General features: G+C 61.5%; 7 protein-coding genes. 4 read left to right on the top strand and 3 right to left on the bottom strand.

The genetic code is table 11. From position 1 onward, the window contains the following. The first annotated feature begins 95 nt into the window (after positions 1 to 95). Positions 96 to 863, top strand: coding sequence for a polyphosphate--glucose phosphotransferase (gene ppgK, locus BMOU_RS00220; RefSeq protein ID WP_034873678.1), 768 nt, complete (start codon positions 96 to 98; stop codon positions 861 to 863). A 72-nt stretch (positions 864 to 935) separates the two neighbouring features. Next, positions 936 to 2,111: a pyridoxal phosphate-dependent aminotransferase gene (locus BMOU_RS00215; RefSeq protein WP_034873676.1), complete on the top strand. Its 1,176-nt coding sequence runs from the start codon at positions 936 to 938 to the stop codon at positions 2,109 to 2,111. Positions 2,112 to 2,171: 60 nt separating this feature from the next. On the opposite strand, the gene BMOU_RS00210 is transcribed toward BMOU_RS00215, so the two are convergent. The 3 genes from BMOU_RS00210 to BMOU_RS00200 all read right to left on the bottom strand — a co-directional run bounded on the left by BMOU_RS00210 (position 2,172) and on the right by BMOU_RS00200 (position 7,028). Beyond that, a complete protein-coding gene (locus tag BMOU_RS00210) occupies positions 2,172 to 2,972 on the bottom strand; it encodes an ATP-binding cassette domain-containing protein (protein ID WP_034873674.1) in 801 nt (266 codons plus the stop codon). A gap of 78 nt (positions 2,973 to 3,050) precedes the next feature. Further along, the gene (locus BMOU_RS00205) at positions 3,051 to 4,718 is read right to left on the bottom strand and encodes an aryl-sulfate sulfotransferase (RefSeq protein ID WP_034873672.1); all 1,668 of its coding nucleotides are present in this window, start codon (positions 4,716 to 4,718) and stop codon (positions 3,051 to 3,053) included. A 144-nt stretch (positions 4,719 to 4,862) separates the two neighbouring features. Then, on the bottom strand, positions 4,863 to 7,028 hold the full coding sequence (locus BMOU_RS00200; RefSeq protein ID WP_034873670.1) for a hypothetical protein: 2,166 nt from the start codon (positions 7,026 to 7,028) through the stop codon (positions 4,863 to 4,865). Between the two features lie 146 nt (positions 7,029 to 7,174). Between BMOU_RS00200 and BMOU_RS00195 the strand changes: the two genes are divergently transcribed. Continuing rightward, positions 7,175 to 10,507 (top strand): tetratricopeptide repeat protein, encoded by a 3,333-nt coding sequence (locus tag BMOU_RS00195; protein ID WP_034873667.1) that lies wholly within the window; start codon positions 7,175 to 7,177, stop codon positions 10,505 to 10,507. A 15-nt stretch (positions 10,508 to 10,522) separates the two neighbouring features. Further along, the gene (gene ligA / locus BMOU_RS00190) at positions 10,523 to 13,204 is read left to right on the top strand and encodes an NAD-dependent DNA ligase LigA (protein ID WP_034873665.1); all 2,682 of its coding nucleotides are present in this window, start codon (positions 10,523 to 10,525) and stop codon (positions 13,202 to 13,204) included. Positions 13,205 to 13,232 lie beyond the last annotated feature (28 nt).

Raw genomic sequence — 13,232 nt, 5'->3', positions numbered from 1 at the left:
TGTGCATTCCGCGCGTGTAGTGGGTATGGCACGAGTTACTATGGCGGGTACCGGTTCGATTACACCCACCCATTACCTGCATAGAGAGGTCAGAGATGATTGAGACTGCACAAGCCTTCGGTGTTGATATCGGCGGCTCCGGCATTAAGGCCGCCCCGGTTAACCTGGAGAAGGGCGAATTTGCTGAGCCTCGTCTGAAGATTCTTACCCCGGAGGTTTCCACTCCGAAGGCCGTCGGTGAAATCGTTCGGCAGCAGCTCGAGCACTTTGAGGTTCCGGAGACCGCTCCGGTCGGCATCGCCTTCCCGGCTCCGATTCACGTGGGCGAGAAGCTCGGCTACATGGCCAACCTGGACCAGTCCTGGATCGGTGTGGACGTCACCGAGGTGTTCTCCGAGGCATGCGGCCGACCGGTCACCGTGGTGAACGACGCCGACGCCGCCGGTCTTGCCGAACAGCAGTTCGGCGCGGCCAAGGGCCAGAACGGTCTGGTCGTGGCCACCACTTTGGGCACCGGCATCGGCACCGCCCTGATTTTCAACGGTGAGCTCATTCCGAATACGGAGCTCGGCCATCTGGAACTGCTCAAGGGCAAGGGCGACGCCGAGAAGTACGCCGCCTCCTCCGTCCGTGAGAAGCTCGACATGGGCTACAAGAAGTGGGCCAAGCGCCTGACCAAGTACTACTCCCTGATGGAGTTCTATCTGGATCCGCAGCTCTTCGTCGTCGGCGGCGGCGTGTCCCGCGTGTCCGAGAAGTTCCTGCCGTACATCGACATCAAGACTCCGATCGTCGCGGCCAAGCTGCACAACGAGGCCGGCATCATCGGCGCTGCATACTATGCAAGCACCAAGATGAAGTGATTTCGTAGCATCGATCGAGCAAAGGCCCGTCTGATTCGTCAGGCGGCCTTTGTGCATGCCGGGGGGAGTAGGGTGGAGGCATGCGTTTTTTCTTCTCGAGTCGACATCAGCGAGCCCAATCCGATTGCGGCGGCGGAATCCGAGGCCAAACACCGTGGTGTGGCTCTTGGCAAACTGAACGATTCCAATCCGACCCGGCACGGCCTTGCCCCGGCGTCGATACCGGAGGTCTACTCCGCCGATCCGAGAGGGCAACGTTATGCGCGCGAGGCATTGGCGACGTTCCTTGACGGGCGGGGGAACGGATGTTGCGAAGCGGACGATCTGTATGTCCTGAGCTCCACTTCGCAAGCGTACTCCTGGCTGATCAAACTGCTATGCGACGCCGGCGACGCCGTGCTTGCGCCGAAGCCGGGCTATCCGCTCATCGAATCCATCGCACGCCTCGAATGCGTCGACATGATCGAATACCAGCAACGATTCGACGGCTCCTGGTATATCGACGTCGCCGAACTCCGCGAAACGCTGGAAGGCGAGGACGGTGGCCGCATCCGCGCGCTGGTGCTCATCAACCCCAACAATCCGACCGGCTCGTATGTCAAGGCCTCGGAACGGGAGGCGATCGTGCAACTGTGCCGCGAGCATGACGTGGCCATCATCGCCGACGAAGTGTTCTACGATTACGATCTCGAGCCCTTCGGGGGCAACGCGCGATTGGCGGGGGAGCGTGGTGCGCTCACGTTCGCGCTGGATGGGTTCTCGAAGATGCTCGCCGCACCGCATGCCAAAGTCGGCTGGATCCAGGTCTCCGGTCCGGCCGGGGACGTCGCCGAGGCCAAGCGCAGGCTTGACGTGATCGCCGACGACTATCTGCCGATGAGCGAAGTCATCGCCAGGCAGGTTCCGTCGATGCTTCGGCTCGCGCCGGAACAGACCTCACATGTGCGGGAGCGTGTGCGCGGCAATCTCAAGACATTGCACGCCATGTTGGATGCGGATCCGAATGGTCTGGTCAGCGTGCTGCGGGCGGAGGGCGGCTGGAATGTGCTTCTGCGCGTGCCGGGCGTGCTTGACGAAAACGCGTTGGTGCTCGCCATGATCGAACGCCATGGCGTTTCCGGGCAGCCCGGCTACTTCTTCGACATGACGTCGAACGGCTATCTGGCGATCTCCCTGCTTCCGGAATCGAAGGATTTCCGGCGTAACGTCCGCATCGTGCTCGACACCGTCAACGAACTGATCGACTAGTCCCCTCCCAATCTGCCGACACTGAGCGGACGTCAGTGTCGCAGATTGGGAAAGTGGGGGTCAGGCTTTGGAGGCCTCGTATCTGGCTCGGATGAGATCGGTGTAGAAGGTGACGGCGGCATGCGGCGTGCCGTCGAAGACCACATCGTGCCCGTCGACCACGAGCGTACGGTCGATGGCATATTCGGAACGGGTGATGAGGTCCGTGTCATGCGTGGCGAAGATCACCTGTCTGTCATAGCTGAACAGCGCCTTGGCCACATGTGCCGAAGCGATTTCATCCAAGCCCTTGGTCGGCTCGTCGGCTACGATTACGGCGGGGGAGAAGCTCAATGCGGATGCGATTGCCAGCAGATGCCGCTTCTCGCCATCCAAGGCCGAGGCGGGCTCCCTCGCAACCGACGCCAAGTCGAAATGGGCGAACAGATTGCCGATGATCGCCTGACGCTCGCTTTCCGGCACCTTGTGTTTCTTCAGGGGCTGGTCGATCGCCTCCCGTATCGAGGGGGCCTTGTAGTAACTGTTGGGAATCTCCTCACGACGCACGCGCCCGACGAAATTCTCGATACGTTTCAGATCGCGCTTCACGGACGGATCGTAATCCGTGCCGTCGGCCGTGAGACGGACCGAACCGGTGGAGGCCGGTAGCGCGCCGTCGAGCAGCTTCAGCAGCGTGGTTTTGCCGGAACCGTTGAGGCCGATCACCGCCACGCGCCTGTCGGAGGGCGTGATGGCCAGCGTTGTGGCATTCAGTCCGACGTTGCCGTCCTCATAGGTGTGGGTGGCGGAATCGAGCGTGAAGGTCACGGAGGAAACGGGTTTGGCGTGTGCGGTGGTGAAAAGCGTACTGAAGAGTCCCATGGGTTTTATTGTATAGTGGCCACCCCGGTCGGCGGCGGCCTGGCGGCCACCAGCCGGAGGGGAGCGGGGTGGATGCGGTCAGGCGAAATAGAAGCCTTGGAAATCGTAGGAGTAGACGCGGTAGATGTAGCTGGTGTTGAGCGCCATCTTGAACTCGGACAACAGCGTGCCGTCGGCTGAGTACTGACCGAACAGGCCTTTCATGCCCGAATCGATGAGGATATTGCCGTTGTCAAGTTCCTGCGCGGAAGAGACATACGGTGAATACGGTACATCGAACGAAGACACCTCACTGTACGTGCCGGCATTCTCGTCGACCAGGTACCTGCGGTACTGCGAGCGTGCCGTGTCGGAAGAGAACTTCGTCGAGATGCCGTCGATCACGGACCAGTCGAAATCGGGCCGTGTCAGGGAGGTGCCGAAGTTGTTGTCGAACATGTACAGGTAATACTGGCCATCCGCCAGCGAATCGTCGGCCACGTAGGTGATCGAGTGCTGGCCGCCCGTGTCGGAGAACGAGCCGGATTTGGTGAGGAACGAGTCGGCCTCGGCGGTGCCGGCCCACACGGAGGCTTCGCCGATCATATAGTCGAGTGTCGGGTTCGATTCCAGATCGTTCACTTTGATGATGGTCGACGTCTCCCTCGCGGAGAACAATGCGGAGCCGTCATCCAGCAATTGGATGGTGTTGCAGTGCAGCCAGTCCCAGCGGTTCTTCGCGCTGGAATCCGATTCGTCGGTGCCCGCATGCGTGGATGAGGCCTTGTAGTCGGCGAACATTTCGCCGAAGTCGAGCAGGCTGGTCACCTTGCCGGTGGTGGTGTCGAGTTTGATGACCTGATCCTGCACGGCGTTGTCGCTGCGGTTCAATTCGGTGGCGAGCATCACGATGTTGCCGTCGCCGTCCAAGGCGTAGTCGTGGTGCAGGATGTAGTCGGAGCCCAGATTGTAAATCTTCTCCAGCTTGCCCAGCCGGTTCATGCCGACCATGTGTTTGGTGGAGGCGGAGAACCACATCAGTCCGTCATCGTCGAACAGGAGACGATGCGAACGGTAATAGAGCACGGGGATTTCGCCGCGCAGCACGCCGTTCGTGTCGTAGTAGAACATGAAGTCCTGCTCGTCGCTGTCGTTGCCGAGAATCGCATACAGGCCATCGCCGAGATCCTCACCGGCCTTGGCGGTTTTGGTCGACTCGAGCTGTACCTCCTCGTTGCCGAGCAGCGAGGCGCCTGTATGCGTGATCGTATGCGTGCGCGTGTCTCCGTCGGCATTCGTCAGCGTGAGGGTGATGGTATTGGGCTTGTCCGGGATGAGGCCCAGCAGTTGGAACTCGTGGGTGCGCTGGTACTTCGATTCCTGATAGGCGGTACGAGTGAAGTCCGCATAACCGTCCGCATGCACGGTATAGCTTACGGCGACGGCGTCGTCGGTGGTGAAATACACGTACAGTGACGTGGTATTGGTGCCGTAGGGGTTTTCCTTGACGAAGATGTCGTCTTCCGTGGCCGCGGCCTGGCTCTTCTCGGTCGCGAGATTCTCGTCGGCCATATCCTGATAGCCGGTCGTATATACGTTTTCAATACGCGCATTGAGTCGTTCGATGCGGTTTTGACGTATCTGTGCCTCCACATTGTCATAGCTCAGCAGGCACGCACCCACCGCGATGGCGGATGTGACGAGCGCGGCGATCCAGCGCTTGGCCTTGGGATGGTTCGGCAATATGGAAAACGTCTTCATAGGCATATGGCTCCGGCATTATTCATCTCTAAGAGAACGGGGGACAATCGTCACTATTATCGGCGCACCTCAAAGCCAACAGGTAAATTCCCTCATCGAATCGTGGAAAAACACTGAATATTCGCTGTAAAGCGTTGCACATGGGATGGGCTACGGCAGCGCGAACCAGGACTGCACCTCGAGGAACAGCGTCGAATTGGAACGAATCAACTCGTCCTCACGCCCGGGCATGAACAGCGACAGTACGGTGACGGCGATCGAGAACAGCAACAGCGCGAGAAAACCGGCGCGAATCAGCCATCCCAGTCGTGGTCGGCAACAGCCAAGCGCGAACAGCAGTGCCGGCAGCGCGGCCAGCGCGAACAACCAGCCGAAATCGGCGATGTACCGCCATCCAAGGCCCCCGAGACGGGAATCGAGCGCCATGACCAGCAGTCCCAGAATCAAGCAGGCCATCAGCATATGCCACATGTCCGCCAGTCCCAGCCGGCGCATGCGGCGTCGAAGGAACGGCAGCGCAAGCGAGGCGAAGACGAGTGGCGTCGTCATGAACAGACCGCCGGGCATCGCCTCGGTGAAGCCCCACGACGGCAATGGTGTCGGCGAAACCGCGAGGAACGGGAACTGACCGGTGAACCGTAACGGCAGGAACAGGTAGTAGCCGCAGGTGAGCAGAAAATTGGCGAATGGCTGGCGATAGCCCGTCATATCGGTGACGGTCATCTGATAGCTGCTGCCGAAATCGAAGATGGAACCGAATCGCACCGCATTGTAGGCAAACAACGGAATGACCACAATCAGCGCAGGCACCAGCACCGCCAATGGCGCACGGAGCAGATGCAGCACATTCGTGCCGTCTCCTCCGCGTCCGCCCTTGCGCCTGGCCCTGAATCGGCGGACGATGGAACGGATCTGCGTCCGGAAAATCGGGAACGCCAGCAACGCCACCACCGTGAACGTCGGACGACAGCCAAGATTCGCGGCGATGCACACCGAACCGGCCGCCAAGTGCGGCAGCGACAGCGACGACGCATCCTCCGCCGCAGGCATATCGTCGGAATCCACGGGAGACAAAGGCTTTGCGGCACCCAGCCACAGCCATAATCCCAATGTGCTCAGGAACAGGGAAGCGGCGATCGGCACCGAATAGAAATTCGTGCGGTACCACAGATAGACGCTGTTGGACGCCAACAGCACGAATACGCATATCATGCTGACGGCCGCGATCGAGGAACCGGGGCGGATGCGTTCGATCAGCCGCACCGTAAGCAGGCAGGCGAACACCAGGAAGCCGAACATGAGCAGCAGCACCGCCGCGCCGGAAGGCAGCATGAGCCCGCCCTCGACCCACAGTGAGGTGGCCACGCGGAACGGCAGGAACAGCATGACCGCCGGAAGCACGCCGAAGTAGGAGTACCAGTGGCCCTGATAATAGGCATAATCCCAATAGATCGGACTGACGCCGCTATTGAGAAGGCGTTGCCGTGTCTCGATGCTGTATGGATCGGCGGCCTCGCGCAGTTCCTTCGGCACTTCCAGGTCAAGCCAGGCGTGGCCGTTGCGCAGTGCCTGCGCCACATGATCGTACTGGTCGAAATCGTAGGTGTACATGCCATCGGCATGGAATTGCAGGGGAACCGCGGAACGGATCTGCCACACGACGTTCCAGACGGTGATGACGGCGGGAACGGCCATGAGCGCGGCAAAGGCCGCGCGTTGACGAACGGAGGAGGCGTCGAGCGGCACCTTCCACAGACGTGAATTCGGTCTCCATAGCAGCAGCAGAACGAATACGACGACCATGAGGCCGATACGGAGCGGGTTGATTTCGAAAGGTACGCGTACGTTGGCCCGTACGGCCTGAATCGGAATCAGCGAACCTTTCGGCTCCAGAATCTGCACGCGCACCGTTCTGCCGGCCTCCGCCTTCACATACAGTGAACGCGGCAGGGACAACGATACGGAACGGGTCGTGCAGGCGGCCCGGTCGGCGTCCGGACGTACCCGAATGGTGGTCAACGGTTGTTCGGTCCCTTTGCTTTCGGCCTCCTGCCGAGCCTTGTCGATCGTCCGTACCGACACGGGATCGATGCGTATATATGCCGACGTGCCGTCGGCGACCACCTGCAGATAGGCTTGCGTCGGATCGGTGACGGTGAGCATGCCGTCGGCGGTGCGTTCCAGCCCCGGTCCCAGCGTGTTGTCCGCGGCGGCGGAATCGCCGCTGGCGGCGAGCGTTCTCCAGAACGGCAGATTGCACAACACGCACTCGATCAGCATCATGATGGCAAGAGCGGATAGAATGGCTGCGCACATGCGGTGGCGTGTCTGAATACGCTGTTTTGAAGAGGTCACGCCATTATTCTAATGGCTGCATGTCGGGTTGGATTGAAAGAATGGCTACCATGTCTCACCTCACATCATCATCGCCTTCAGCGGATGAACCGGGCGCAAACCGGGATATGCTGGATCGCCTTATGCGCGGGGTGCGCAAAACATTGAGGCACCTTCAGGGCGATTACGGTGACTCCGACACGTCCGCCGCCGCTTCCGATAATCCGTTCGGCGCGGCACTGAACGCACCGCAGGATGTGGTCGGCGAGCTGACCCGCAATGCCGTGCGCCTGGGTCCGTTGACCAAACGGCGTATGTTCGACGGCTTTGAAGGCGTTCCCGGACGATTGAGATTGGGCTGGGCCCAACTGCCCCAGACCCGAGGGCGTGCGTTCTCCATCGGCCTGTTCACCGATAAGGATCATTTCGCGCAGATAGCCTTGGCCGACGGCAAGGCGCGTGTATTCGCCGGCGCCGATCCGGCCATGGACGTCCATGGTATGGAGCCTCGATTCGTCTTCGTCAAGGAGGAGGATCTGACCCTGCCTGATGGCATGCGCTTCGGCCATTCGCCGTCCAATCCGCCGAAAATGGTGAAGGCCTCGCAGGGTGGCATGGTCGGGCGGGCCGAAGGAGGGCGCATGATGTGGCTCGCCTCATGGCTTAAGGTCGGCAACCGATACACGCTGGAGCAACTACGCGCCAAACTGCCGCCGGCGATGCGTTACGACCTGGAATTCCGCGATGCGTTGACCATCGCGTTCCTCGCCGCATACATGCTGCCGCAGATGAATGGCCTGCTGATCGGCTTCGGCTCGGGCAACATCTTCCGCCGCCTCAACCGTGAGGCCCCGATGGGGGCCATCCGGCGTTCCATGCGCGACACGATGAGCGCCCGTTCGCATGGCATGCGTGCCTCCGGATTGGAGGACTACTTTGCCGATCTGATGCGTGAGGCGGGCGCGCTCGAACGGAACCAGACGTTGGAGGCGGTGCACGGCGCCGAACCGCTGCACCTGTACACGTCAAGCTACTCGAACTGCTATTTCTTCGCCTGGGATTCCACGTTGCCGTTCGGCGCCGCCCTGCGTGCGCTCAACATCGAAGGCAATCTCAACCGTTTCGCCGCCGTAAGCTCCTGGCTGGAACGTAACGCGCGCATCGGATGCCTGCCTACGGAAGATACGGTCACTCGCGCCGAAGCCGCACAGATCGATCTGGCATTGCTGGAGAATCCGGCATTGATCGCATTGAAGCCCGACGACGAATTCGGCGCGATCCTCGATCCGCACCAGGATAACGGCATTCAGGCCGCCGGCAGACTCGTCGACATCGCCGACGAAACCAGACGACGCATCGCCGAAGCCACCAAAGACGAATCGCCGAACGAGCCATGCATCGCCGAAGGCGGCTCGGAATGGGTGTACCGCCAGACCATGGCACGTCTGCTGCGGAGCCTGCGACTGCCGTACCGGTTCGATGTGGAATTCCGCTGCAGCCTCGAAGACGGCAACGTGGCGATCGGCTTCACCTCGGCAGGGGTGTCCATGATGCCCTCCACCCGATATGATCCGGAACATCATGCATGGGTGAAGATGGGTGATGCGGAACGTGCACGCATGAGCGCCGACTACAACCTGCGCATCGGCCTGCTTATGGCGGCGTTGAGTTTCGGCGCCGATCCGCATGTACGGCGTGTGTCGATGCATATCGACTCCATCGGTCTGGAAGAGGCCATCGCCGAACAGGATTCCGCCATCAGCGAGCTGATGAGCGAGGCCCTGAGCGCATTCGAACGCATCCGCACCGGCGAAATGGGCCCGTCACGGTCCAAGGCGGCGCCAAAGGACGGTGACTTCCATGGGGATCCGTCCCGAACGGCCCCGACACGCCCTTCCGATGCCTCTGCGGATCCGGCCGCGTCCACCGATGAGCACGATGCGGCGCTCGACGACCAATTCGAAGACCTGATGAAGGACATCGACTTCGACGACATGACCTTCAGCATGCCGCAATCCGACGATGGGAACGGCGAGAAGGCGGCAGGCGACATCGGCGATGCCGGCATGATCGCCTCGATGGATGCGGACATCGACGGCAACGGCGATGACGACGATCCGATGAACCAGTTGCGCAAGAACCCGACCGTACGCAATCTGGTGACGGTCACCTTCACACGTGAGGAGTTCCTGAATCGTCTGCATGCGGACGGTCTGACCAACCCCGTACCCACGTACCGCATGTTCGACGCGGAAATGGACGTGGACGGCATGGGTGCGTTGAAACCGGTCGATGCCACGTTCGACCTGCGTGACAGCCGGTTCTCACCGACCGGCTCACAGGAGGAGCCCGAACTCTCCGACAAGAAGTTCAGCAAGGAGAGCGCCAGTCTCTTCGGCTGCGAAGACGTATCGGGCCTGTCAATCCAACGCGTCGACCTGCTGCAACGCGCCGTGGGGGAGTTCCACCAGCTGGCCGCCGCCGACGGCATGCCTTCCGTGGCCAAGGCGCAGCGTGCGATGGACATCATCAACGCCATCGGCGACCCGGAGCTGACGGGGCTCGCCACGCAGGTGACCAGTGCGCTGATCGACGGCAATGACACGCCGGACTTCTCATTCACGCTGGCCGACGATCTCGATGCCGAACGCATGAAGGCGCGCGACCTGCTGTTCAGCGGTCAGATCGACCAGTCCGTGGAGATGATCGAAGCGGCGTTGGACCGTATGGACCAGCTGTTCGCGGCCAATCCGGGCGTGCCACGCTACTTCAACTCCTATGCGGAACGGGTGATCTACAATCGCATGTTCGCCACCGAAGGTGAGCGCACCGTGCTGATTCCCGACAATCTGTTCTACGCCCATATGGAGCTGGCCGACATACTTGCCCAGATCAAGGGCGCGAAGGCCGCGTTGCCCCATCTGAACGCCATGGTGCGCTATGCCCCGGCCTATCCGCTGTCGCATCTGAAGCTCGCCGTGCAACTGGCTCGCGAAGAGGATTGGAATCCGGCCCGTGCGGCATGCCTCAACGCCCTGCATGTGGCCCTGGACCGTGATGACGCCTCCTTCGCCTACTATCGTCTGGCCTACGCCGAATGGATGTGCGACCGTTTCGACATCGCGGCGGCAGCCTATATCATGAGCGATAGCATCGCCTCGGGCCGCATCGGCTCACTGGAAGGCGAATTGCAGGAACTAATCGCACGAGCGCAATCACAATGCATTCCCGTACCGACCTCCGTGCCGGAAGCCACCCAGGTGCTGGAGCAGGCCGGCCTGCCGGTATGGCCGAAAACCGAAGTCGCCTCGCTGGTACGCAAGGCGGCGCGTGTATGCGTGGATGAGGGCATGTTCGTACCGGCGCGCACACTGTCGGTGGCGGCCTCGCGCATGGACGACGCCGAGCGCGACGGTGCCGACGTGGTGCAGATGCAGTTCCTGCGCTCGCTCAACAATTAGCGGAAAGTGACATTCATGACACAGCATGGTGATTCCGAACAGCTTGCCTGGGACTTTGACGGTTCGGCCGGCGGCGACGTCGAACCTGACGTCGCCGCGGCCGCCGACGATGGCGCCTCTCATCCGGTTCCCGGTTCCGAACGGTGGATTGCCGCATTGCAGTCCACCGACGCCGACGCCATGCGACTCGACCGTCTTGACGTCTCCTCGCTGAGTGCCGAAGCGGCCGCCCGGCTGTGGGCGAAGGTCGCGGCCTGGGTGGAATCCGATCAGATCGCCTACTACATCGACGATGCCCCCGTATCGTCCGATGCGGCCTATGATGCGCGGCTTCGCTGCCTGCAGACGTTGGAGTCGCAATTCCCCTCCCTGGATACTCCGCAATCGCCGACCCACCGTGTGGGCGGCACCTTTTCCAACGATTTCGCCTCCGTACGTCATCCCTCGCGCATGATGAGCCTCGACGATGTGTTCTCCATCGAAGAACTGCGCGACTGGTACGACGGTGTGATCCGTGATCTCGACTGGCCGGAATCCAAGCCGTTGCCGATGACCTGCGAAGTCAAGATCGACGGTCTGGCATTGAACCTCGTGTACCGTAACGGCGTGCTCGAGCAGGGACTGACCCGGGGCGATGGCGTGACCGGCGAGGACATCACGCTCAACGTGCGTACAATCTCGACCATTCCACAGAACCTGGCCGGTCCCGAAAACGACATTCCCGAATTCGTGGAGATCCGCGGCGAAGTGTTCATGCGTTGGGATGACTTCGCCACGTTGAACGGTGAGAACGAGGACGCCGGTCGGGCCCCATTCGCCAATCCGCGCAATGCCGCCGCCGGAAGCCTGAGGCAAAAGGATCCGCGCATCACCGCCACGCGGCGTCTGAGCTTCTATGCGCACGGCATCGGCTCGCTGCGATGGGGCGCAGGGCGCACCGGCGGACATGACGTGATCAACGATCAATCCGAGGCGTACGCGCTGTATGAAAAGTGGGGCGTGCCGGTTTCGCCGCACAATCGCGAGGTCACGTCGTTCGCCGGCATTCTTGACATGATCGACTACTACGGCGAGCATCGCGGCGATATCGAACATGCGCTCGACGGCATCGTCGTGAAGGTCGACGATCTTGGATTGCAGCGTGCGCTCGGCGCCACCTCACGCGCGCCGCGCTGGGCCATCGCCTACAAGTACCCGCCGGAAGAGGTCAACACCGAACTGCTCGACATCACCGTACAGGTCGGCCGAACCGGCCGCGTGACCCCGGTCGCCATTCTGAAGCCCGTATATGTTGCCGGATCCACCGTGTCCCGCACCACATTGCACAATCCTTTCGAAGTGGAACGCAAAGGTGTGCTCATCGGCGACACCGTGGTGGTGCGCAAGGCCGGTGACGTGATTCCCGAGCTTGTGGGCCCGGTGCTCGAACGCCGCAGGGAGCGGGAGGAGAGCCTGCACGCGTTCGTCATGCCGACGCATTGCCCGAGCTGTGGTGCGGAGCTGGCGCCGGCCAAGGAGGGCGACAAGGACATTCGCTGCCCGAATGTGGAATCATGCCCTGCGCAGCTGACCGAGCGCATCATCAACCTGGCCTCCCGCAAGGCGTTCGATATCGAACATCTGGGCGACCAATCGGCGATCGCGTTGACCAACCCGGAGGAGGATCGCCCCGATTCCGCCGACACTTACGCGCCGAACGTCACTGAGATTCTCGTCCGGCCCGGCGAGGAGCCGGAGCCCTACGAGCCGGCTACCGGACTGCGGTTGCCGGACATGCAGACGCCGGTGCTTTCCAGTGAGGCGGGCCTGTTCTCGCTGACCGCCGCCGATTTGAAGGATGTACGTGTATGGCGTGAGGCGCCAATCATCGAGATCCATGAAACCGTTGACGCCACCACCGGCAGGACCAAAAGAACACGCAAGCGCGTGGGAGGGTCCGGCCTATGGCATCAGGTGCCCGCATTCTGGACGGCTCCGACCGCGGCGAAGAGACTCACCGCCAAGAAGCGCGCCGAACTGGGGGAGAACAGGCAGTATCCGGAATATGACGTGCCGGTCGACGCCGTGGTGATCCGCGAAGACACCAAGGTATCGCGCACCGGTGCGACCAGCGTGCAACCGGTGTATATCCGCCCCGCTGAGAACACGCGTAAGATGCTCGACGAAATGGATAAGGCCAGGCACGCGGATCTATGGCGTGTGCTGGTGGCGCTGTCGATACGCCGACTTGGCCCGCCGACCGCGCGCACCATCGCCACGGCCTTCGGTTCGCTTGACGCGATCGAGCATGCAAGCGTCGAGGACCTCTCGAAAATCGACGGCATCGGACCGGAAATAGCCGAATCCGTGGTCACATGGTTCACCGACGCGCACAAGCCAGGCAATTGGCGTGGCATGATATTGGATGCGTGGAAGGCCGCCGGTGTGGGAGTGGTGGCCGAAACCAGCGATGTGCCGCAGACCCTGACCGGCAAGACGGTGGTGGTCACCGGGTCATTGGTCGATTTCTCCCGCGATTCCGCCAAAGAGGCCATTATCTCCCGTGGCGGAAAAGCGGCCGGTTCGGTCAGTAGGAAAACCGACTGGGTGGTGGTCGGGGAGAACGCCGGATCCAAGGCCGCAAAAGCCGAGGAACTGGGCGTTCCCATGCTTAACGAGAGCCAGTTCAAACAGCTGTTGAGCAACGGCACGGTGTGATGCAGTTCTCGTAAGCAAACCCATGAGT

It is taken from the genome of Bifidobacterium moukalabense DSM 27321 (assembly GCF_000522505.1).
GTDB classification, from domain to species: domain Bacteria; phylum Actinomycetota; class Actinomycetes; order Actinomycetales; family Bifidobacteriaceae; genus Bifidobacterium; species Bifidobacterium moukalabense.
The sequence above is the reverse complement of the archived record's forward strand: the minus strand, read 5'-3'. Positions and strand labels throughout refer to the sequence as shown.